Origin of the sequence: Microbacterium sp. NPDC056234, from assembly GCF_042267585.1 — a bacterium.
Classification (GTDB): domain Bacteria; phylum Actinomycetota; class Actinomycetes; order Actinomycetales; family Microbacteriaceae; genus Microbacterium.
Map to the genome: position 1 here is coordinate 551,957 of NZ_JBHJTE010000001.1, position 20,243 is coordinate 572,199.

General features: G+C 69.0%; 23 protein-coding genes. 17 read left to right on the forward strand and 6 right to left on the reverse strand.

Translation table 11 applies throughout. The features are described from left to right. Positions 1 to 19 precede the first annotated feature (19 nt). From ACFCYE_RS02715 to rpsN, 11 genes are all read left to right on the forward strand, one after another. Positions 20 to 1,060, forward strand: a complete 1,041-nt coding sequence (locus tag ACFCYE_RS02715; RefSeq protein ID WP_376176036.1) for a metal ABC transporter solute-binding protein, Zn/Mn family — start codon at positions 20 to 22, stop codon at positions 1,058 to 1,060. Further along, entirely contained in the window at positions 1,057 to 1,896 is an 840-nt protein-coding gene (locus tag ACFCYE_RS02720; RefSeq protein ID WP_376176038.1) for a metal ABC transporter ATP-binding protein, read from the forward strand. Before ACFCYE_RS02715 ends, ACFCYE_RS02720 begins: the two co-directional genes overlap by 4 nt. Further along, a complete protein-coding gene (locus ACFCYE_RS02725) occupies positions 1,893 to 2,753 on the forward strand; it encodes a metal ABC transporter permease (protein ID WP_376176039.1) in 861 nt (286 codons plus the stop codon). Before ACFCYE_RS02720 ends, ACFCYE_RS02725 begins: the two co-directional genes overlap by 4 nt. Before the next feature lie 67 nt (positions 2,754 to 2,820). Then, positions 2,821 to 3,237: a Fur family transcriptional regulator gene (locus tag ACFCYE_RS02730; protein WP_376176040.1), complete on the forward strand. Its 417-nt coding sequence runs from the start codon at positions 2,821 to 2,823 to the stop codon at positions 3,235 to 3,237. A 65-nt stretch (positions 3,238 to 3,302) separates the two neighbouring features. Further along, on the forward strand, positions 3,303 to 4,271 hold the full coding sequence (locus tag ACFCYE_RS02735; protein WP_376177120.1) for a permease: 969 nt from the start codon (positions 3,303 to 3,305) through the stop codon (positions 4,269 to 4,271). Beyond that, the gene (locus ACFCYE_RS02740) at positions 4,264 to 5,046 is read left to right on the forward strand and encodes a TIGR03943 family putative permease subunit (RefSeq protein ID WP_376176041.1); all 783 of its coding nucleotides are present in this window, start codon (positions 4,264 to 4,266) and stop codon (positions 5,044 to 5,046) included. Before ACFCYE_RS02735 ends, ACFCYE_RS02740 begins: the two co-directional genes overlap by 8 nt. Next, positions 5,036 to 6,802, forward strand: coding sequence for a hypothetical protein (locus tag ACFCYE_RS02745; RefSeq protein WP_376176043.1), 1,767 nt, complete (start codon positions 5,036 to 5,038; stop codon positions 6,800 to 6,802). The genes ACFCYE_RS02740 and ACFCYE_RS02745 overlap by 11 nt, the downstream gene beginning before the upstream one ends. A gap of 3 nt (positions 6,803 to 6,805) precedes the next feature. Continuing rightward, positions 6,806 to 7,462 (forward strand): DNA-3-methyladenine glycosylase, encoded by a 657-nt coding sequence (locus ACFCYE_RS02750; RefSeq protein WP_376176044.1) that lies wholly within the window; start codon positions 6,806 to 6,808, stop codon positions 7,460 to 7,462. 117 nt (positions 7,463 to 7,579) lie between these two features. Further along, on the forward strand, positions 7,580 to 7,816 hold the full coding sequence (gene rpmB, locus ACFCYE_RS02755) for a 50S ribosomal protein L28 (RefSeq protein WP_120226966.1): 237 nt from the start codon (positions 7,580 to 7,582) through the stop codon (positions 7,814 to 7,816). Beyond that, positions 7,816 to 7,986: a 50S ribosomal protein L33 gene (gene rpmG / locus ACFCYE_RS02760; protein ID WP_046014935.1), complete on the forward strand. Its 171-nt coding sequence runs from the start codon at positions 7,816 to 7,818 to the stop codon at positions 7,984 to 7,986. The genes rpmB and rpmG overlap by 1 nt, the downstream gene beginning before the upstream one ends. A 3-nt stretch (positions 7,987 to 7,989) precedes the next feature. After that, the gene (rpsN, locus tag ACFCYE_RS02765; protein ID WP_264156413.1) at positions 7,990 to 8,295 is read left to right on the forward strand and encodes a 30S ribosomal protein S14; all 306 of its coding nucleotides are present in this window, start codon (positions 7,990 to 7,992) and stop codon (positions 8,293 to 8,295) included. Between the two features lie 119 nt (positions 8,296 to 8,414). Here rpsN and ACFCYE_RS02770 read toward each other — a convergent pair whose 3' ends face one another. Continuing rightward, positions 8,415 to 9,239, reverse strand: coding sequence for an alpha/beta hydrolase (locus ACFCYE_RS02770; RefSeq protein WP_376176047.1), 825 nt, complete (start codon positions 9,237 to 9,239; stop codon positions 8,415 to 8,417). Positions 9,240 to 9,381: 142 nt separating this feature from the next. Between ACFCYE_RS02770 and ACFCYE_RS02775 the strand changes: the two genes are divergently transcribed. The 3 genes from ACFCYE_RS02775 to ACFCYE_RS02785 all read left to right on the forward strand — a co-directional run bounded on the left by ACFCYE_RS02775 (position 9,382) and on the right by ACFCYE_RS02785 (position 12,534). Then, a complete protein-coding gene (locus ACFCYE_RS02775; protein ID WP_376176049.1) occupies positions 9,382 to 9,969 on the forward strand; it encodes a TetR/AcrR family transcriptional regulator in 588 nt (195 codons plus the stop codon). A gap of 187 nt (positions 9,970 to 10,156) precedes the next feature. Then, complete coding sequence (locus ACFCYE_RS02780; RefSeq protein ID WP_120230127.1) at positions 10,157 to 10,444, forward strand: HU family DNA-binding protein; 288 nt, start codon at positions 10,157 to 10,159, stop codon at positions 10,442 to 10,444. 95 nt (positions 10,445 to 10,539) lie between these two features. Further along, positions 10,540 to 12,534 (forward strand): cytochrome c oxidase assembly protein, encoded by a 1,995-nt coding sequence (locus tag ACFCYE_RS02785; protein ID WP_376176051.1) that lies wholly within the window; start codon positions 10,540 to 10,542, stop codon positions 12,532 to 12,534. Between the two features lie 115 nt (positions 12,535 to 12,649). On the opposite strand, the gene ACFCYE_RS02790 is transcribed toward ACFCYE_RS02785, so the two are convergent. Next, entirely contained in the window at positions 12,650 to 13,711 is a 1,062-nt protein-coding gene (locus ACFCYE_RS02790) for a hypothetical protein (RefSeq protein ID WP_376176052.1), read from the reverse strand. A 73-nt stretch (positions 13,712 to 13,784) separates the two neighbouring features. On the opposite strand from ACFCYE_RS02790, the gene ACFCYE_RS02795 reads away from it, so the two are divergent. Continuing rightward, complete coding sequence (locus tag ACFCYE_RS02795) at positions 13,785 to 15,176, forward strand: ATP-dependent RecD-like DNA helicase (protein ID WP_376176053.1); 1,392 nt, start codon at positions 13,785 to 13,787, stop codon at positions 15,174 to 15,176. A 2-nt stretch (positions 15,177 to 15,178) separates the two neighbouring features. Here ACFCYE_RS02795 and ACFCYE_RS02800 read toward each other — a convergent pair whose 3' ends face one another. Then, entirely contained in the window at positions 15,179 to 15,826 is a 648-nt protein-coding gene (locus ACFCYE_RS02800; protein ID WP_376176055.1) for a heme oxygenase (biliverdin-producing), read from the reverse strand. Positions 15,827 to 15,870: 44 nt separating this feature from the next. Continuing rightward, positions 15,871 to 16,188: a DUF2470 domain-containing protein gene (locus tag ACFCYE_RS02805; protein WP_376176057.1), complete on the reverse strand. Its 318-nt coding sequence runs from the start codon at positions 16,186 to 16,188 to the stop codon at positions 15,871 to 15,873. A 110-nt stretch (positions 16,189 to 16,298) separates the two neighbouring features. Here ACFCYE_RS02805 and ACFCYE_RS02810 point away from each other — a divergent pair, with 110 nt between their 5' ends. Together ACFCYE_RS02810 and ACFCYE_RS02815 are read left to right on the forward strand one after the other, a co-directional pair. After that, on the forward strand, positions 16,299 to 17,582 hold the full coding sequence (locus ACFCYE_RS02810) for a serine hydrolase domain-containing protein (protein WP_376176059.1): 1,284 nt from the start codon (positions 16,299 to 16,301) through the stop codon (positions 17,580 to 17,582). Positions 17,583 to 17,586: 4 nt separating this feature from the next. Beyond that, positions 17,587 to 18,267: a FadR/GntR family transcriptional regulator gene (locus tag ACFCYE_RS02815; protein ID WP_376176060.1), complete on the forward strand. Its 681-nt coding sequence runs from the start codon at positions 17,587 to 17,589 to the stop codon at positions 18,265 to 18,267. Positions 18,268 to 18,276: 9 nt separating this feature from the next. Here ACFCYE_RS02815 and ACFCYE_RS02820 read toward each other — a convergent pair whose 3' ends face one another. Continuing rightward, a complete protein-coding gene (locus ACFCYE_RS02820; RefSeq protein WP_376176061.1) occupies positions 18,277 to 18,933 on the reverse strand; it encodes a response regulator in 657 nt (218 codons plus the stop codon). Next, positions 18,930 to 20,234, reverse strand: coding sequence for a sensor histidine kinase (locus tag ACFCYE_RS02825; protein WP_376176062.1), 1,305 nt, complete (start codon positions 20,232 to 20,234; stop codon positions 18,930 to 18,932). The genes ACFCYE_RS02820 and ACFCYE_RS02825 overlap by 4 nt, the downstream gene beginning before the upstream one ends. Positions 20,235 to 20,243 lie beyond the last annotated feature (9 nt).

Here is a 20,243-nt window from a genome sequence, read left to right on the forward strand (position 1 = left end):
ATGAACGTACGATGAGGGTATGAAGAAGCCCGTCGCCGCCCTCGCGCTCGTGTCCGCCTCCGCCATCGCTCTGGCCGGATGTGCGACCACCCCGAGCGCGGAAGGCGGTACCGGCAGTACCGACGCCCTCACCGTGATCGCTACGACCAACATCTACGGCTCGCTGGCCGAGCAGATCGGCGGAGAGCGCGTCTCGGTCACCTCGATCATCGACTCCGCAGCGCAGGACCCGCACTCGTACGAGGCCTCTGCCCGCGACCGACTGAGCGTTCAGGACGCCGACCTCGTCATCGAGAACGGCGGCGGATACGACTCGTTCATCGAGGACCTCCTCGAGGGGTCGGATGCCGCGATCCTCACGGCCGTCGAGTTCGCGCACGATTACCCCGGCAATGAGGGGCACGAAGAGGATGCGGACGCCCACGCGCACGAGGAAGAGCACGTCGACGAAGCGCACGCCGAAGAAGAGCACGCTGAAGGTGAACACGCCGAGGGCGAGCACGCCGACGAGCACGAGGGTCACGACCACATCGAGGGGTTCAACGAGCACGTCTGGTTCGACCCGCACACGATGATCCACGTCGTCGAGGACATCGCCGCCGAACTCTCCGCGCTCGATCCGGACGGCGAGGCGGACTTCACCGCAGCCGCGGACGACATCATCGCCGACCTCGAGGGCTACGAGGCCGACCTCGCCGAGTTGAACACGCAGTACGCGGGCACCGGTGTCTTCATCACGGAGCCGCTGCCCGGATACCTCGCCGAGGCCGCCGGTCTCACCGACGTCACTCCGGAGGGCTTCGCCGAGGCGGTCGAGGAGGGCAGCGATGTGTCCCCGGCGACTCTCCTGGCCGCGATCGAGGTCATCGAAGCAGGTGACGCGGCCGTGCTGCTCACCAATGCGCAGACCGGTGGCGCCGAGACCACGCGCGTGGAGGAGACCGCCGACGCCGCGGGCATCCCCGTCGTCGCCTTCACGGAACTGCTCGAGGACGGATCGTCGTACTCTGAGTGGATGGCCGACGCGATCCAGAACCTCGCCGACGCGCTCGCATCGTGAGCGCGGCGGGCCTCGAACCCGCGCACGACGACGCCGCACCGATCCTGACGATCCGTGACGCCGCGATCCAGCGCGGCGACCGGGAGCTCTGGGCAGGGCTCGACCTCGACGTCCGACCCGGTGAGTTCATCGCGGTGCTCGGCCCGTCCGGCTCCGGCAAGACCACCCTGCTGCGCGCCATCCTCGGGCTGCAGGACCTCTCCGCAGGGAGCATCCGCGTCGGAGGGTCGCCTGTGCACCGCGGCAATCCGCGCATCGGGTACATCCCGCAGCAGCGGCCCTTCCCGCCGGACACCAGCATGCGGGCGCGCGATGTCGTCGCCCTCGGCGTGCAGGGGACCCGGTTCGGCTTCCCGGTGCCGCGACGAGGGGACTCCGAGCGCGTCGAAGGCCTGCTGTCAGCGGTCGGAGCGACCGAGTTCGCCGACCGCAGGGTGGGCCAGCTCTCGGGCGGAGAGCAGCAGCGACTCCGGGTCGGTCAGGCGCTCGCCGACCATCCGGATCTGCTGCTGTGCGACGAGCCGCTCTCGGCGCTCGACCTCGCCAACCAGCGGGCGGTCACCGACATCATCGACCGCCAGCGCCGTGATCGCGGCGCGGCCGTCCTGTTCGTCACGCACGACATCAACCCGATCCTCGGCCGTGTCGACCGCATCCTGTACATCGCGGGTGGCCGTTTCGTTCTCGGGACGCCGGACGAGGTGCTGCAGAGCCGGGTGCTGACCGACCTGTACGGCACGCCCGTCTTCGTGCTGCGGGCCGGCGACCGCCTGGTCGTCGTCGGCATCCCGGATGCCGAGCCGCACCACGACCACGACCACGAGGAGCACGCATGATCGCCCCGATGGTCGATTGGAGCGACGTCTTCTCGTTCGAGGACTACGGCGCGCTCGTGGCGCTGCTGTCGAACTCGATCATCGCCGGAGCCGTCCTCGGACTCGTCGGCGGTCTCGTCGGCGTCTTCGTGATGCAGCGCGATCTCGCGTTCGCGGTGCACGGCATCAGCGAGCTGTCCTTCGCGGGCGCCGCGGCCGCCCTGCTGTTCGGCGGGAGCGTCGTGGTCGGATCGATCGGCGGCGCGCTCGTCGCGGCGATCCTGATCGGACTGCTCGGCTCGAAGGCCAGAGACCGCAACTCCGTCGTCGGCGTGCTCATGCCGTTCGGCCTGGGTCTGGGCATCCTGTTCCTGTCGCTCTACGACGGCCGGAGCGCGAACCGCTTCAGCCTGCTCACCGGCCAGATCGTCTCGGTGTCCAACCCTGATCTGGGCTGGCTGATCGGCATCTGCCTCCTCGTGCTGCTCGGCCTGCTGCTGATGTGGAATCCGCTGCGCTTCGACTCGCTGGATCCGGTCGCGGCGTCGGCTCGAGGCATCCCGACCAGGGGCATCAGCCTCGCCTTCATGATCCTGCTGGGGCTGATCGTCGCCGTCGCGGTGCACATCATCGGCGCCCTGCTCGTGATGGCGCTGCTCGTGACCCCCGCCGCGGCAGCGATGCGCGTGACGGCAGGGCCGCTCGTGGTGCCGCTGCTGGCGGCGCTGTTCGGGTTCGTCTCCGCTGTGGGCGGGATCCTGCTCGCGCTCGCCGGCACGCTGCCGGTGAGCCCGTACATCACCACGATCTCGTTCCTGATCTACGTGGCCTGCTGGGTCATCCAGCACCGTCGGGGGCGCGTGCGACGGACCGCCTGAGTCGCGCTGCGCGCTGCCCTGAAGGGCTCCCAGCCCCGCACAAGGCCCGCCGCCTAGAATCGTGGGTATGGCTCAGCGCAACACCTGGCAGCGCGAGCGCGTGCGCGATGCCCTCGCCGATGCGCGCGGATTCGTCAGCGCCCAGACACTGCACGCCACCCTGCGGGATGACAACACCGGCATCGGTCTGGCGACGGTCTATCGCGCCCTCGCAGGTCTCGCGGCATCCGGAGACGCCGATTCGCTGCAGAGCCCAGAGGGTGAAGCCCTCTACCGTGCTTGCTCGACGCAGGGGCACCACCATCACCTGATCTGCCGCTCGTGCGGCCTGACGGTCGAGATCGAGGCCAAGGACGTCGAGGCCTGGGCTCACCGCACCGCTGCTCTGCACGGGTTCACCGAGGCGGCCCACGTCGTGGACATCTTCGGTCTGTGCACCCCGTGTGCGAAGAAGAAGCAGGCACAGGAGTCGGCGACCGCGTGAACGTGCTCACCTCACGGCCCTCGACGGGCTTCACGACCTCGGCCGGGTCGGGTCGCCCGTCGCCGATCGTCGGCATCGCGGTCGGTCTCGGCATCCTCGTGGTGCTGTTCGTCATCGATCTGGTGCTGCCGACGCTGTACTCGGTGTCGCTGCCCAACCGCGTGCAGGACGGCCTCACGCTGTCGCTGAGCGTGCTGATCGAAGCGCTGCCGTTCGTGATCCTCGGCGTCGTGCTGTCGATCGTCGTGCAGGTGTGGCTCCCCCCGAATGCGATCCAGCGCTGGCTGCCCAAGCGCGCCTGGGCGCGCCGCGCTGTGCTGTCGCTGCTCGGAATGCTGATCCCGGTGTGCGAATGCGGCAACGTGCCGTTCGCGCGCGGGCTCATGATGCGCGGGCTCGCCCCCGCCGAAGCGCTGACGTTCCTCATGGCCGCGCCGATCGTGAACCCGATCGTGATCCTGACCACGCATGCCGCCTTCGGGTGGGACGGCGGCATCCTGGTCGCGCGGCTCGTCGGCGGCTACCTCATCGCCAACCTCATCGGCTGGATCTACAGCCGTCACCCCTCGCCGGATGCCCTGCTCACCGAGCGCTTCATCGCGACGTGCGACCGCGTGACCCACGAGCACGGCACGCCCGTCCGCCGCAGCCTCACGCAGTTCCTGATCGAACTGCGCGCCGTCATGCCGGCGCTCGTGATCGGCTCGGCCGTCGCCGGAGCCGTGCAGGTTCTCATCCCGCGGGACGTGCTGCTCGCGATCGGATCGAATCCCGTCCTGTCGATCGTGGCGATGATGGCGCTCGCCATGACGGTCGCGATCTGCTCGAACGTGGATGCGTTCTTCGCGCTGTCGTTCGCCTCGACGTTCTCGCCCGGTGCCATCGTCGCGTTCCTTCTGGTCGGCCCGCTCGTCGACATCAAGATGCTCGCGCTGATGCGCACCACCTTCACCAGCCGCACCCTGGTGGGGATCGTCGGAGTCGTCCTGCTGAACGCGTTCGTCATCGGGATCGGGGTGAACGTCCTTGTCTGAGCAGGTCTCCCGTCGGCGCGCACTGTGGTCGCGGTGGCTGGGCGTCGGCCTCGCCACGGGCCTCGCCGTCGTCACGCTCGGCCTGGCGTTCACGGGACGGCTGTCGCTCTACATCAGCCCCGAGTCGGTCTGGTTCGCTGTCGCCGGCGCCATCGTCACGCTCGCCGGCGCGGTCTGGTCGTGCACCCTCCCGCTCGGCGCGGAGCTGGATCACGACCACGACCACGGGACGGACGCCGCGGACGCTGACGCCTCATCGGTCAGGCGCTCGCTGGCGACCGTCGGGAGCATCTCGGCGGGTGTCGTGGCATCGGGCGTCGTGATCGCCGGACTGGTGCTGCCGCCGGCATCCCTGTCCGTCGAGCTGGCGATGTCACGGGCCGGCGAGGCAGGGACCCTGTTCGCCGGCGCGGACACGGTCACGCTCGGCGTCGCGGACACGTCGACGTTCGGCGTGGGGGACTGGTCGAGCGTGTTCGCCACCGCGACCCGTCCGGAGAGCTACGACGGCTCGACCGTCACGCTCACCGGTTTCGTCACGCCCGGCGACGGGGATGACGAGATGAACCTCTCCCGCCTCGTGATCACCCACTGCGTGATCGATGCGCAGCCGGCGTCGATCCCGGTGATCTCCGCCTCGTGGTCGAGCGACTACGAGGTGGGCCAGTGGGTCGAGATCACCGGCACGATCACGGCGGATGACGGTGGCACTCTGAGCGTCGAGCCCACCGAGGTCACCCCGATCGACGAGCCGGGGGATCCGTATGAGTACTGATTCACCGACGCCTCGGAGTCGGGCCGAGGCGCGCGCACTGCGCGCGGCCGCGGAGGCGGCGGCCGCGGAAGGCGCAGCGACCCGCGACGCTCCGGATGCCGCGGCAGAGGCGTCGGCGCCCGCGCCGGAACGTGCCCCGGATGGCCGCCTGACGGCCTTCGATGCGGCGATCCGCGCCACCTCCTCGGGATACGAGCCGGTGACGGAGACGGCTCCCGAGCCGGTCCCGGCCGCCAAGGCGGCCGATATGGTCGTCGCACAGGGCGAGACGGAACCGGACACGACGCTTGCCCCCGAACCCGCCGTCCCCTCCTCGCCCTCCGATGCTCCCGAACCCGCCGCCTCGCCCGCGGCGAAGAGCCCGGCACCCGAGAAGACCCGCACCCGGCGCGACCACCGCTTCGGCATCCTGCTGGTATCGGTCCTCGGCGTCCTGGCCATCGTGGGAGCGACATTGGGCGTCATCAGCCTCACGCAGGGACCGCGACTCGTCGCCGAGCAGATCGACCCCGCACAGGCGATCGAGGTCTCCGGAAGCCGCCTGATCCTCACCACGAACCAGCCGCTGACTCCGATCGACGCGGAGCAGGTCACCGTCGAGCCCGCTGTGCCCTTCACCGTGGACGCCGCCGGGCGCAGCGTCGGCGTCCGCTTCACCGTCCCCCTCGACGATGAGACGACGTACTCCGTTCGGGTGTCCGACGTCGCGAGCACGGGTGGCGGCCCCTCCACGGATCTCACAACGACGTTCACCACGCCGCCATCCGAGGTGTTCCTGCTCAAGCGGGATGCCGAGGGGGAAGACAGCATCTTCCGCACCGACCTCACCGGCGAGAAGGCCGTGCCGGTGTTCACCGATGAGCGGATCGACGACTTCCGCGCGACCACGACGCAGCTCGTCGTCGCCGTCGAGGACGAGGACGGATCCTCCGTGCTCGTCATGAACCGCGACGGCTCGCAGCCGCGGGAGCTGACCCTTCCCGGAGACGGCTTCGTCACCGGGGTGCAGGTGTCCGACCGCGGCGGACTCGTGGGCTACACCTATTCCGATCGCGACCTCACCGACACGAGCGGTCGGGCCAGCGTGCTCGTCACGCAGCCGCTCGACGGCTCGGGCGAACCACGCATCGTCGAGGTCGCCGACGCCGAGGCGAGCATCGCCGAGTGGGAGTTCGTCCCCGACTCGGCCGCGGTGCTGTTCATCGACTGGGCGGGTGCGCTCGCACTCGAGGACCTCTCCTCGGATGCCGGGACGCAGGCCCTGGGCAATGCGATGAGCATCATGGGCGTGTCCCGCGGGACGTACACGGCGGTCATCGAGCGCACCGACGGCAGCATCGTCGAGCTGAATCTCGCGGATGGATCCGAGGCGCCGCTGCCCGCATCCGATCCGGACTACGGGATCGCGACGACGATCGCGCCGTATCCGGACGGCACGCTCCGGCACATCGTCGCACGAGACGAGAACGGCCTCCCCACCGGGCAGGCCGTGATCCGCGTCGATCAGGACGGCGCGGCGACACCGCTGATCGAGGTGCCGAGCACCGACACGATCCTGCAGGTGTGCGCATCGCCGAGCGGGCAGTACACCGCCGTCACCGTCGCTCCCGATCTCGCGAACAATCCGTACGACGACCTGCTCGCGCCGCTCCCGCAGACGTTGCACACGCACGTGCTCGACACCGAGACGGGCGAGGAGATCGTTCCCGTGACCGGGTTCGACATCTCGTGGTGTCCGGTGGGGCCGGTGTTCTGACCCGTGCTGCACAGGGCTGCGCGCGAGGAGCTCGAAGGGCTCCCGCTCGAAGTCGCCCCGCGGCTGCTCGGCGGGCGGCTGCGGACGGTCGTGGATGGTGAGCCGGTGACCCTGCGGATCACCGAGGCCGAGGCTTATCACGGGCAGGGAACAGGGCTCGTTCCCGACCCCGGTTCGCACGCGCGCATGGGCCGCACGGCGCGCAACGCCACGATGTGGGGCGAACCCGGTCACCTCTACGTGTACCTGAGTCACGGCATCCACTCCTGCGTCAACGTGGTCAGCGGACCGGACGGCGTCGCCGGCGGTGTGCTGCTGCGCGCGGGTGAAGTGGTCGAAGGGCGGGATGCCGCGGCATCCCGATCCGGGCGGACGGGACGCGACCTGGCCAGAGGCCCAGGGCGCTTCGGGCAGGTGTCGGGGCTGAGGCACCCGCACCACGACGGCATCGACGCCGTGACCGCGGCGGAGTGGGCCGGCGCGCACGCCGAGCTGTGGCTCGATGATCCGCTGAGCGACATCGCGAGCGGTCCGCGGGTCGGGGTCGCCGGCGCTGCCGGGACGGATGCCTTCCCCTGGCGCTTCTGGATCCCGGGGGACCCGACCGTCTCGGCGTTCCGCTGGGGGCGCGGGGCAGCCGCGGCATCCATGCTAGACTGACTCTTTGTCTGCGCACACTCCTGTGCGCAGTTCGCATGCCGGGCCCGCAAGGACGGCACGCAGACAAGGGATCTTGGGTGAGGCCGTCCGGTCTCACGGTATTGAAGGAGTAATCACATGGCAGCAGTGTGCCAGGTGACAGGAGCTGTTCCCGGCTTCGGTCACAACGTCTCGCACTCGCACCGCCGGACGAAGCGTCGCTTCGACCCGAACGTGCAGAAGAAGACTTACTACGTCCCGTCGCTCGGTCGTAAGATCACGCTCAACGTGTCCGCCAAGGGCATCAAGGTGATCGACGCGCGCGGCATCGAGAAGGTTGTCGCCGACCTCAAGGCGAAGGGTGTGAAGCTCTAATGGCCAAGAAGGCACAGGACGTCCGTCCGATCATCAAGCTCCGCTCGACGGCGGGCACCGGTTACACCTATGTGACCAAGAAGAACCGTCGTAACACCCCCGACCGCCTCGTGCTGAAGAAGTACGACCCGGTGGTCCGCAAGCACGTCGAATTCCGAGAGGAGCGTTGATCCATGGCTAAGAAGAGCAAGATCGCTCGCAACGAGCAGCGCAAGGTCATCGTCGAGCGCTACGCCGAGCGTCGCGCCGAGCTGAAGAAGACGCTCGTCGACCCGAACGCCACCGACGAGGCCCGCGAGGCCGCCCGCGTCGGCCTGCAGAAGCTGCCGCGCAACGCGTCGCCGGCTCGCGTGCGTTCGCGTGACGCCATCGACGGCCGCCCCCGTGGCGTGCTGACGAAGTTCGGCATCTCGCGTGTCCGCTTCCGCGACATGGCACACCGTGGCGAGCTGCCCGGTGTGACCAAGTCCAGCTGGTAAGCACTCTCCAGCAGTTCTGAAAAGGGCGGGGTTCTTCGGAACCTCGCCCTTTTCGTGTGCCCTGGGATGGTGCTCCTGCGGACCGGGCGTGCTCATTCGCGTCGCCGCACGCCGCCGACTCACCAGGTGACGGGCGCCGTCGCGTGCTTCTCGGCCCAGGCGATGGCGTCGTCGGCGATCTGCTCCCACCCGTCCTGACTGACCAGCCGGTGCGTGCGTCCGGGGTATTCCCTGTAGTCCACCACGGCGGGGCTGCCCGTGCCGCGGTACTTCTTCACGATCGCGCGGCCGATGGCCGGCGGTACGACGTGATCGATCTCGCCGGTGAGCACGAGCAGCGGTGCGCGATCGGCACGGGCGTAGTTCACGTGCGTGACGCCGCCGGATTCGTTGAACGCCGACGCGACGCCTTCGAAGAACACGCGGTTGTACGAGTTCACCGCGTACTGCTTCCAGAGGCGGTCGGACTCGGCGCGAGAGAGGTCGTTGCCGAACGTGAAGTGGAAGTGCCGCTTCGACAACGGCTTGGCGCCGTTGCGACCGAACGGGTTCGCCAGGATCGGCGTGCCGGTCCAGAGTGTGGACAGCGGGAGTGTCGTGATGCCGGCGGTCTGTCCGGGGGCTACGGCGACGTACGCTGCGCCGACGCCGCGGTCGGCGAGCATCTGCGTGATCACCCCGCCGAACGAGTGCCCCATGATGATCGGCTTCTCGGGCAGGGCGCGGATGATGCGCTCGTAGTGATCGACGATCTGCTTCAGACCGATGCCCTTCAGCGCGGAGGCATCGCGACGGACGTCTTCGACGCTGCGGTCGTCGATACCCGGCCAGCCGGGGACGATGACCTCGTGGCCGAGGTCGCGGAATCGGTCCGCCCAGGTGTTCCAGCTCTCGGGGGTCATCCAGAGGCCGTGGATCAGGACGATCGGGGTTGTGCTGCTCATCTCTTCTTCTCCTTTGTCTGCGATCCGGTCCACCCGAATCGTTGTAAGCTGATAGTAGACAGAACGATCGGTCTACCGCAAGATATTCCCGACGATCCGAGAAATCACGTTCGGGGTGACACGATGAGAGAGGAAGGATCCGATGAGCACTTCGAACACGACGCCCCGGCCGAGCGCGGCACGCACGCGGCTGCTGGATGCTGCGACCCGACTCTTCTACGAGGAGGGCATCCATGCGGTCGGAATCGACCGCATCATCGAGGAAGCCGGCGTCACCCGCGCCACGCTCTACAAGCAGTTCGCCGGAAAGGAGAACCTCGTGCTCGCGTACCTGCGTGGAGAGGACGAGGTGCTGCAAGGGCTGTTCGCCGCCGCCGCGGGAGTGAGCGACGACCCGGAGGTCCTCCTGAACGCCACCGTCGACGGGATCGCCGCGGACGTCCGCGACCGTCACACCCGTGGGTGCCCGTTCATCAATGCGGCCGCGGAGTATCCGGATGCGGACGGCGCCGTGCGCATGCTGATCTCCGAGCATCGCGAGTGGTTCCGCTCCACGCTCGAATCGCTGGCCGAAGCGGCAGGACTCGACGATCCGGCGGATGCCGCGGCATCCCTCGTCCTGCTCAGAGATGCCGCTCTCGTCGGCGGATATCTCGACGGCGACGAGCGTGTGACGCCCGCTTTCGAGCGGAGCGCGCGGGCGCTGATCGCCGCCCATCGCCGACGCTGACCCGTCGGATGCTGTGACGGAAGTGACGAATGTGGCCCGACACGCCGCCGAAAACGTCAAAACCCGCGAAATGACGCGGAAATGTCGGCCATGGTTGGTACATTCGAGGCGGTCGAACGACCAACGGAGGGCAGACGCTCTCCGTCACACCAACGATGCGACGGGATCCTCGTCGCTGGAGGATGACATGGCTGACAAGTCCATCACCAAGACCGAGCTCGTCGCGAGCATCGCTTCCGCCACCGGCCAGAGCCAGGCCACCGTCTCCGGTGTGCTCGACGCTCTGTTCTCCTCGGTCTCCGACGCTGTTGCCAAGGGCAGCAAGGTCTCGATCCCGGGCTGGATCTCGTTCGAGCAGGTCGACACGGCCGCCCGCACGGGCCGCAACCCGCAGACCGGTGCCGAGATCAAGATCCCGGCCGGCAAGCGCGTCAAGGTGACCGCCGGTTCCAAGCTCAAGGCCGCCGTCAAGTAAGACCGCTTCCTTTCGAAGGCCGCTCCCGTCGAGGGGGCGGCCTTTGTGCTTCCCACCTGGGAATCGCCCTCCCGGGCGCCGATTAGGCTGGCAGGGTGACCACGCCAGCGCAGCGGGTCTCGGCGTATCGCATCGCCGGGCCTGCGATCCTTCTCACTGCCGGTGTCGTCGCCACCGTTCTCGCCCTGATCTACGGCGGGGCGGCCGACGCGCCGCGACTGCTGGATCCGGGCCCCGTGGTGCGCTGGGGGCTGCCGTTGGTCAAGATGCTGACCAACGTCACCGCTGCCGTCATGCTCGGTTCACTCGTGCTCGCGCTCTTCGCGCTCCGCACGGGCACCAAGCCCTTCGAGCGGGCGCTGGATGCCGCGTCGGCCGGTGCCGCGGCCTTCACCGTGGCATCCGGAACCAGCGCGTTCCTCACGTTCATGTCCGTGTTCAACCCGGCGCTGAGCGCAGATCCTCTGTTCGGCGAGCAGCTCGGGAGCTTCCTGCTGAACACGGCTCTCGGCCAGTCCTGGCTCATCACCACCCTCATGGGCGCGACCGTCACCGTTCTGGCCTTCGCCTGGCGCACCTGGACGCCGGTGCTGCTCACCGCGATCCTCGCTGCGGCCTCGTTCCTCCCGTTGGCGACGCAGGGGCACTCCGGCGACGTCGCGGGCCACAACATCGCCGTCAACTCGATCCTGCTGCACACCGTCGGCGCGGCGGTGTGGCTCGGTGGGCTCCTGCTCGTCGTCCTGCTGCGGCGCACGCCGGATCTCGAGGTCACCTCCCTCGTGCAGCGCTACTCGACGCTCGCGCTGGCCGCGTTCGTCGTCGTCGCGGTGTCGGGTCTCGCGCGCTCGATCATCGCCCTGGGCGACTGGGGTGGTCTCCTGACGCCGTACGGCGGCATCCTGATCGCCAAGGTCGTGCTGCTGGTCGGGATGGGCATCCTCGGTGCCTGGTACCGCGCACGCCTCATCCCCAGGATCGACGGGAACCGAGGCTGGTTCTGGATGCTGGTGCTGTGCGAGGTCGCCCTCATGGGCCTGGCCTCGGGAGCCGCGGCGGCGCTCGCGCGCACCGAGCCGCCGGCGGGAGACGCACCGCCGGCCGTCCGCACGCCCGCGGAGATCCTCACCGACTCGCCGCTGCCGCCCGAGTTCACGATCGACCGCTGGTTCACCGAGTGGAACATCGACGTGCTGTGGCTGGTCGCCGGTGGCTTCGGGCTGGTGTTCTACCTGGCCGGGGTCCTCCGGCTGCGGCGCCGCGGGGACCGCTGGCCGATCCACCGCACGGTGTTCTGGGTCTTCGGAGTCCTGCTGCTCATCTGGGTCACCAGCGGTGCTCTCAATGCCTATCAGGACTACCTGTTCAGCGTGCACATGATGGGCCACATGCTGCTGTCGATGGCCATTCCGCTGCTGCTGGTCTCCGGCGCCCCGATCACCCTCGCGCTGCGCGCGATCGAGAAGCGCGACGACGGCACGCGCGGCGGGCGCGAATGGATCATGTGGGCCGTGCACTCCCCGTTCGCCCGCGTCGTGACGCACCCGTTCGTCGCGGCCGGCATGTTCATCGGCTCGCTGTGGGCGTTCTACTTCACGGACCTCTTCCGCTGGTCGATGTACGAGCACCTCGGGCACGAGTGGATGGTCGCGCACTTCCTGATCTCGGGCTACCTGTTCGTGATGAGCCTGATCGGCGCAGACCCCGTGCCGTACCGGCTGCCGTATCCGGGGCGTCTGATCACGCTCATCGCGGTCATGGCGATGCACGCGTTCTTCGGCATCGCGATCATGATGCAGAGCGGCCTGATGGTCTCCGAGTGGTTCGGAGCGATGGGCCGCACGTGGGGGCCGACCCCGCTCGAGGACCAGTACATCGGCGGCGGCATCGCGTGGTCCGTCGGAGAGATCCCCACGCTGATCCTCGCGATCACCGTGGCCATCCAGTGGAGCCGCAACGACTCCAAGGTGCAGCGCCGCCGCGATCGGCACGCCGACCGCACCGGGGAGGCGGAGCTCGAGGACTACAACGCCCGCCTCGCCGAACTCGCTGCGAAAGACGCGAGGACGGCGGCGCGCGAAGGTCGCTAGAACCTCGACCTCTTCCGCATCCAGGATCAGCGCGTCGTGCACGTCACCGTCGATGACGGTCGCATCCGGCCGGTCTCATGCCGTCTCCTCGTCGCGGCTCGAGGCCGTCTCCCGGCTACCCGTCCGCCGGGGATCCGACCAGAATGGATGCCGAGCCATCGGCGAGGATCGTGATCGTCCCGTTCACCTGGAACGGCACATCCTCCGAGACATGCTCGATCGACCCGTCGAAGAGGGAGCGGATGTCGACCTCGATGTGCGCCACGGCATCCGTCGCGGGGATCTTCCACGAACCGCCGTCCGGCTCCACGGTGACCTGAGGCTGCTGGGCGATGGACCACGTGGGCTCGCCGTCGATGCGGTTCGCGACGTCGTAGCCGAAGGGGCATGCGGTGGGCTTGAGCACCCGTTGGGTGGTGCAGCCGGTGAGGAACTCCTCGACGCGCTGCTGCACGACGGCGACGAACTCGTCCGTCGCCGTGGCGTTCACCCCGACCGGCGTCGACGTGAGCGGGGCGTCGGCGAGGACGCTGACGCCGGGTGACTCCGAGATTGCGGTGTCGACGGTGACCGAGTACAGGCCGGGAGAGAAGACCAGCAGCGAGATGGGCGTCGTCGGGTCCGCTTCGGCGCCGGATGCCGAGACCTGGCCGCGCTCGACCGTGAAACCGTTGACGGCGAACCTGTCGGCGCCGAGCAGCGAAAGCTCGACGGCCGCGAGAGGACTCGCGCTGAAGCGCCAGCGCGGCGCGACTCCGACCCAGCCGTCCTGCTCGACACGGAACGTGCTCTCGCCGGTGTGGCCGTTCGCCGAATACGAGACCGTGACGTCGCTGATGCCGTCCTTCTGCGTGGTGGAGACGACCTCGACATCGGTCAACGGTGCCAGGGCGGCCTGGCGCAGCAGCGCCTCGGACGCGGTCGGATCCACACCGGCATCCTCGAGCGTCGCGCGGTCCACCGCGACGCCGGGGACCAGCAGAGCGTCACCTGCTCTGCCGGCGGCCAGCAGGTCGAGATATCGGGTGACGAATGAAGCGGGGCTGTAGAACTGCTGGTACAGCGCTGCGCCTCCGGCGCCCAGCGCGGCCAGGAGCAGAACGCCGATCAGCACGAGGATCGACAGATCGGCCCCGAGGCGCGCGCGCCGGGGCGACCCGGCCGCAGGCTGCTCCATGGCGTCAGTCTATGAGGGGCGTCCTGAGATGAAGCCGAGCATTGCCGGAGGTAGCGGGGTCGCGCGACGTACCATGGATGCCGTGTCTCTCCCCCCTCTCTCCGCCGAACAGGAAGCCCTCTTCCGGTTGATCGAGGACACCGATGAGCACGTCTTCGTGACCGGTCGGGCGGGGACGGGCAAGTCGACGCTGCTGCAGCACTTCGCGTGGAACACCAAGAAGCAGATCGCGATCTGCGCGCCGACCGGCGTCGCCGCGCTCAACGTCGAGGGTCAGACGATCCACTCGCTGTTCCGCTTGCCGATCGGCCTCATCGCGGACAGCGAGATCGATCAGAGCGATCCGACCCGGCGCATCCTGAACGCGATCGAGACGCTCGTGATCGATGAGGTCTCGATGGTCAACGCCGACCTGATGGACGCCATGGACCGTGCACTTCGGCAGGCTCGAGGGCGTCGTGCGCAACCCTTCGGCGGCGTGCAGGTCGTCATGTTCGGCGACCCGTATCAGCTCGCGCCCGTCCCTCCCCGCGGCGATGAGGCGCGCTACGTCGAGGACCACTACCGATCGTTCTGGTTCTTCGACGCGAAGGTGTGGGCGGGCTCTGCGCCCGGTGATGACGACGGTCTGCTCGACCTCGGTCGGCACGGCGCCCAGCTGCATGTCCGCGAGCTGGTCGAGATCCATCGCCAGTCGGATGACGGGTTCAAGGCGATGCTGAATGCGGTCCGCTACGGGCGTGTGACCGCCGAGATCGCCGACGTGCTGAACACCCAGGGCGCGCGCCCCCAGCCGGACCCAGAGCCCGGTGAGGTGCCGATGATCACGCTCGCCACCCGCAACGACATCGTCAACAGCATCAATCGCCGTCATCTCATGGCACTCGGCGGCCGCGAACAGACCGCCAAAGCCGAGATCAACGGCGACTTCGGGCGCGGCGAGTCGAACTTCCCCGCGGACGCCGAGCTGAAGCTGAAGGTCGGAGCCCAGGTGATGTTCCTGCGAAACGACACGGCGATGGCGGGGGAGCCGCCTCGGTGGGTGAACGGCACGATCGGCACGGTCACCCGCATCCTCGGCGGCTCGGTGCGCGTCGACATCGACGGCGAGGAGGTCGACGTCGAGCCGGCGGTGTGGGAGAGGTACCGGTACGCCTACAACCCCCTGACCAAGACGTTGTCCCGCGACGTGGTCGCCGAATTCACACAGTTCCCGCTGCGTCTGGCGTGGGCGGTGACGATCCACAAGTCGCAGGGCAAGACGTACGATCGCGCGCTGATCGATCTGGGTTCCGGCGCATTCGCCCCCGGTCAGACCTATGTCGCGCTGAGCCGGCTCACGTCCCTGGACGGGCTGTACCTGTCGCGACCGCTGCGGCCGCGGGACATCCGCGTGGACGAGGATGTCCGCCGCTTCATGCGCGCGGCATGGGAGCGCAACTCGACTCCCGAGGTGACGGGCTGAGCTCAGGCCGCTGCGCGGGCGCGGTCCAGGTCCTCGAACAGCTCGGTGTTGAATCGGTAGGCCAGCAGCACCTCGTCGATGACGCGCTCGCGTTCGGCGTCGTCCCACGGCGCAGCATCCAGCTGGTCGCGGTAGACCTCCTTGAACGCCTTGGGGTCCGCGATGTCGTCGAAGAGGTAGAAGCCGATGCCGTTCGTCTCGAATCCGAAGCGCCGCCGCATCACACGCCCGATGAACACTCCGCCGGACAGATCGCCGAGGTAGCGCGTGTAGTGGTGGGCGACGAAGCCTCCCGGCCACGTGGCGCCGACCTGTTCGATCCGCTCGACGTAGCGCCGTGTGGTCGGCAGTGCTCGGATCCGCGCGCGCCAATCCGGGCCGAGGAGGAACTCGAGGTCGGCCTCGAGCGCGGGGAGACGGGTGAGCTTGTCGCTGAGGAAGACCGAGGCGACGGGGTCCTTGCGCATCCGTTCGCCGGCCGCCTCGAGCGCCTCGTAGATGAAGTAATGCTGCGTGACGAGCGCGATGTAATCGTCGCGGGAGCCCTCGCCGGTGAGAAGGTCGCCCATGAATCCGGCGTGCTCGCTGCGGGAGTGCGACCCGGAGGACCGCTCACGCAGCGCTGCGGAGAACGACAGGATTTCGGACATGCCCCCAGTGTAAGGGCAACCTAACCTGGCGTGAAGGACGATTGTCAGGCGTGCGGGCGAGGCGCGACGCCGAGCCGTGCGCAGGCCGCGTCGTAGAGCGCGACGATCTCGCGGCGAACAGCCGCTCGCTCGGAGATCGCGCCACCCGGCCACGGCACACGTAGCTCCTCGGCGGTCGCGTCGGCGTGCGTGAGCCGCCAGGTCCCCGCTCCGCCGTCGAACCCGGTCATCACCGAATCCACGATCGGGGATCCGGATGCCGCGGCGAACGCGCGGGCGATCAGCAGGTTGTCGTCGGCGTGATCGCCGTTCATGTGGCGCAGCACGGCTGCCACCACATCGGCGTCGAAGGTGTGGGACACGCCCCCAACTGTAGAGCGCCGATGGGTGCCGGAGCGGCGAGCGGCGGCATCCGGGGTGACTTTCAGGATGCGGCCTCTAGACTCTCTGAAGATACCCCGGGAGTGGATCCATGCACCTTCTGTCGTCGCGCCGTTGGGGCGCAGCAGCCGCCTCAGCGACGGCGCTCGCGCTTGTCCTGGTCGGCTGTTCCGGTGAAGCGGATGTGACGTACACGCCGCCGCCGCAGGTCGATGGCGCCCTCCCCGAAGACACTGTGGCGCAGATGCAGGCCGCCGTCGACAACGCCATCGCTGCGTCGGGTTCCTCCGGCGCGATCGTCGGCGTGTGGGTGCCGTGGCGCGGCGAGTGGGTGGCCGCGACGGGGACGCAGGCGCAGGGCGACGACACCCCTGTCAGCACCGACATGTCGTTCCGCGTCGCGGACGTCACCCGTCTGATGACCTGCGACGTGCTGTACGGCATGGCCGACGACGGCCTCATCGAACTCGACGCGTCCGTGCCCGACTACGTCTCCGGCGTGGCGGATCTGAAGGACATCACGCTGGTCGACCTCTGCAACGGCGCCGGTGGCATCGGCTCCTCCGAGGCCAAGCTGAAGAACGCCTGGCTCACGACGCCCGAGCGCGTGTGGAGCCCGTTGGAGCTCGCCGCCTTCGGCATCGGTCAGCAGGCGTCGGCGCCGCGCACCGCGTACCAGGACTCGGACTCCGGCTATCTTCTGCTCGGTCTCGCGCTCGAGCGCGCATCCGGGATGAGCGCGTCGGCGCTCATCGACAAGTACGTCACCGATCCGCTCGAGCTCGAGCGGACGCGTCTGCCCGGTGCCACCGCGGCTGCGGCGTCGGATGGACCGGTCATGCGCGGCAACCACCTCCCCGCCGTCGAGGGCGGGTACGACTGCACCGCACCGATCGATGTCAGCGTCGCCTCGGCGAGCATGGGCTTCACCGACTCGGGCGCGGTATCCACCATCGAGGAGCTCGGCACGTACATCCAGGCCACGGCCGCGCAGGCGCTGCGCGCCGAAGGGGCCGAGCCCGCTCGCTTCGGCGCACCGCTTCCGGCGGCGGCCGGCGCGCCGTCCTGGTACCAGGCGACCGGTGGCGCGTTCCTCGTCGGATCGATGATCGGTCAGCAGGGGTGGACGGCGGGATATGCCACATCGGCGTACTCGGACCCGGCGACGGGTTTCACGGTCGCTGTCACGCTGAACAACTCCGCATCCGGCAGCAGCATCGCGGCGTATCTCGCGTGGGAGCTGGCCGCCATCGCGTCCAAGGTCCCCGCAGCCGAGGGGCAGACCGCTCCTGAGTTCGGGCTGCCGTTCACCGCGGACCAGTACCACGCGACCATCGCCGGCATCGTCACGTGCGCGGCACCCCCGGCCGGCTGACGACATGCCGGATCGTCCGACGGGCTCGCACAAGGCCGTCGACACCCTGAATTTCCTCAAGGCGCGCATCGCGCGCGGCGACTGGCCGATCAACAGCCGCATCCCGCGCGAACCCGAGCTCATGGCGTTGATCGGGGTCGGCAAGTCGACGGTGCGCGAAGCGGTTCGCGCGCTGGCCAGTCAAGGGATGCTGGAGCCGATCAAAGGGGTCGGGACCTTCGTGCGTTCGCGCACACCGGTGGCGTCCGTCGTGACGGACCATCTCGCCGAGTACTCGCTCGAAGAGGTCCTCGTCTACCGTCGGGCCCTTGAGATGGAGGCCGTCCGACAGGCGGCGGTCCGCCGCACCGATGAGCACCTGGATCTGCTGCGGGCCGTCTGCGAGCGCGACCTCCGGATCACCGCGGGTACGCCGTTCGCGAAGGAGCTCGGCGAGACGCCGGGGAGCTTCCACCATCTCGTCTTCGAAGCGTCCGGCAACCGTCTGCTGGCGGGCCTCTACGTCGCCGTCATGCCCGTGATCCGGGGAGCGGTGCGTGCCGGTCGGCTGCGGCACGGTGCAGATCTCGGCGTCTTCGACGCCGACCACGCGGCCATCCTCGGCGCGATCGAGGAACAGGATGCCGTCGCCGCCGCCGTCGCGATGGCCGCCCACCTGGATCACGATCTCGTCGTCGTGGGGTGAGCCGCACCGTCAGTCGACGAGACCCAGTCGGTGGGCGAGGATCACGGCGTGCACGCGGTCGCGGGCGCCGACCTTCGCGAGCACCCGGCCGACATGGGTCTTCACCGTGGATTCGCTGAGGAACAGCGCCTGCGCGATCTCGGCGTTGGACGATCCGAGAGCGATCTGGACGAACACGTCGCGCTCGCGCTCGGTGAGGGTCACCGTCGGGTCGTCCTCCGGCTGCGTGCCCGTCAGCCGTGGCCCCACGTGCTCCAGAAGACGGCGGGTCACCCGCGGCGCGAGCACGGCATCCCCGCGGTGGACGGCGCGGACCGCGGCGATCAGCTCCTGACGCTGCGCATCCTTGAGGAGAAATCCGCTCGCACCGGCTCTGATCGCACCGAACGCGTACTCGTCCAGGTCGAAGGTGGTGAGAACGAGCACGCGGGTCTGCGGATGGGCGCGCACGATGGCGTCAGTGGCGGCGATGCCGTCCGTACCCGGCATCCGCACGTCCATGAGGACGACGTCCGGAGCGAGCGCCGCGGCGCGCGCGATGGCAGCGGCGCCGTCACCGGCCTCTCCGACGACGACGAGGTCCTCCTCGGCCTCCAGCACGAGCCGGAAGCCGACCCGGATGAGTTCCTGGTCGTCGACGAGGAGGAGGCGGATCTGCTCGCTCATGCGTCTCCTTTCTCGATCGGATCGGCCGCGGGAAACGTCGCGCGCAGCACCCATCGTCCGCCGCGTGCGGCCCCCGCGTCGAGTGCGCCGCCGAGGTGCGCCGTCCGCTCGGCCAGCCCGCGGATGCCGAAACCGCCGGAGTCGGCGGTGGCGTCCGCCGAGGCGCCGTCGTTCACGATCTCGACCACGGTCGGATCGTTCGCGCGATCGATGCGCACCGACACGGCCGTCGCCTGCGGAGCATGGCGCATGGCATTCGTGATGCCCTCCTGGACGATCCGGCCGATGGCGAATTCGACCGGCTCGGCGACGCGGGCGTCGCCGGAGACCGAGAGCGTCACCGGAAATCCGGCGCGCTGCGCTGCCGTGACCGTGGTCCGAGGATCGACGGGAGCGGTGGGAGCCAGAGGTGCATCGGACTCTCCGTCACGCAGCACGCCGAGCATGGAGCGCATCTCGGTCAGCGCTCCGCGTGCGGTCGCGGCTGCGGCCGTGGCGGCGTCCCTGGCGCGATCGCGATCCGTTGTCGCCGCAGCGCCCTCGGACAGCGCGACGATGACGGTCAGCGAGTGCGAGACCACGTCGTGCATCTCGCGGGCGATGCGCGCACGTTCGGCGGCTGCGGCGATCTGCGCCTGCTGGTCGCGCTCGTTCAGCAGCTGACGCGAGCGATCGATGATCGCCTCGACGTAGCGCTTGCGTCCGCCGACGTTGGTGCCGATGAGGGTGCCGATGAGGGCGAGCGTCAGTTGACCGAGCACGGCGTTCGCCGCCGCCTGTAGCGTGATCGCGCCCGCGAGCTGCAGGGCGGCGGCCAGGAGTGTGAGCCCGCCGATCCCGATCCCGAACGCCGTCCAGGCGGCCCGTGATGAGCGGTAGACGGCGATGCCGTAGCTCGCGACGAGCAGCAGCGGCCCCCCGGCGGGGTCCAGCACCAGCAGGTACACGACGGCGACGACGTAAGACGCGATCAGCACGGTCGTCGGCCAGCGTCGGCGGCGCAGCAGGAGCGCGCACGCTGCGAACACGAGAACCGAGATCGTGATGCTCGCCCACAGCGGTGGCGGGCTGGAGGCGATCATCTCGCCGTCCGACCCGACGCGGTCGGTCGTGTACATCACCGCGGGGGTGATCGACATCACCAGGCAGACGAGCGCGATCAGGATGTCGGCGAAGAGCGGATGCCGCGCCCAGAACCGCCGGATGATGCCCGGCGGTCGCGGCAAACGAAGCTCCTCCGCGGCCGGATCCTGTGCGGGGATCCGGCCGGCGGAGGAGCTCCGACCACGCGTGCTCGACACGGGCTCGAC

Bases quoted from the DNA above. Each gene is read 5' to 3' on its own strand.
- ACFCYE_RS02745 (WP_376176043.1), top strand. From the start codon at position 5,036: ATGAGTACTGATTCACCGACGCCTCGGAGTCGGGCCGAGGCGCGCGCA.
- ACFCYE_RS02790 (WP_376176052.1), bottom strand. From the start codon at position 13,711: ATGGAGCAGCCTGCGGCCGGGTCGCCCCGGCGCGCGCGCCTCGGGGCC.
- ACFCYE_RS02775 (WP_376176049.1), top strand. From the start codon at position 9,382: ATGAGCACTTCGAACACGACGCCCCGGCCGAGCGCGGCACGCACGCGG.
- ACFCYE_RS02715 (WP_376176036.1), top strand. From the start codon at position 20: ATGAAGAAGCCCGTCGCCGCCCTCGCGCTCGTGTCCGCCTCCGCCATC.
- rpsN (WP_264156413.1), top strand. From the start codon at position 7,990: ATGGCTAAGAAGAGCAAGATCGCTCGCAACGAGCAGCGCAAGGTCATC.
- ACFCYE_RS02800 (WP_376176055.1), bottom strand. From the start codon at position 15,826: ATGTCCGAAATCCTGTCGTTCTCCGCAGCGCTGCGTGAGCGGTCCTCC.
- ACFCYE_RS02725 (WP_376176039.1), top strand. From the start codon at position 1,893: ATGATCGCCCCGATGGTCGATTGGAGCGACGTCTTCTCGTTCGAGGAC.
- ACFCYE_RS02730 (WP_376176040.1), top strand. From the start codon at position 2,821: ATGGCTCAGCGCAACACCTGGCAGCGCGAGCGCGTGCGCGATGCCCTC.
- ACFCYE_RS02795 (WP_376176053.1), top strand. From the start codon at position 13,785: ATGGATGCCGTGTCTCTCCCCCCTCTCTCCGCCGAACAGGAAGCCCTC.
- ACFCYE_RS02815 (WP_376176060.1), top strand. From the start codon at position 17,587: ATGCCGGATCGTCCGACGGGCTCGCACAAGGCCGTCGACACCCTGAAT.
- rpmB (WP_120226966.1), top strand. From the start codon at position 7,580: ATGGCAGCAGTGTGCCAGGTGACAGGAGCTGTTCCCGGCTTCGGTCAC.
- ACFCYE_RS02780 (WP_120230127.1), top strand. From the start codon at position 10,157: ATGGCTGACAAGTCCATCACCAAGACCGAGCTCGTCGCGAGCATCGCT.
- rpmG (WP_046014935.1), top strand. From the start codon at position 7,816: ATGGCCAAGAAGGCACAGGACGTCCGTCCGATCATCAAGCTCCGCTCG.
- ACFCYE_RS02810 (WP_376176059.1), top strand. From the start codon at position 16,299: ATGCACCTTCTGTCGTCGCGCCGTTGGGGCGCAGCAGCCGCCTCAGCG.
- ACFCYE_RS02820 (WP_376176061.1), bottom strand. From the start codon at position 18,933: ATGAGCGAGCAGATCCGCCTCCTCCTCGTCGACGACCAGGAACTCATC.
- ACFCYE_RS02770 (WP_376176047.1), bottom strand. From the start codon at position 9,239: ATGAGCAGCACAACCCCGATCGTCCTGATCCACGGCCTCTGGATGACC.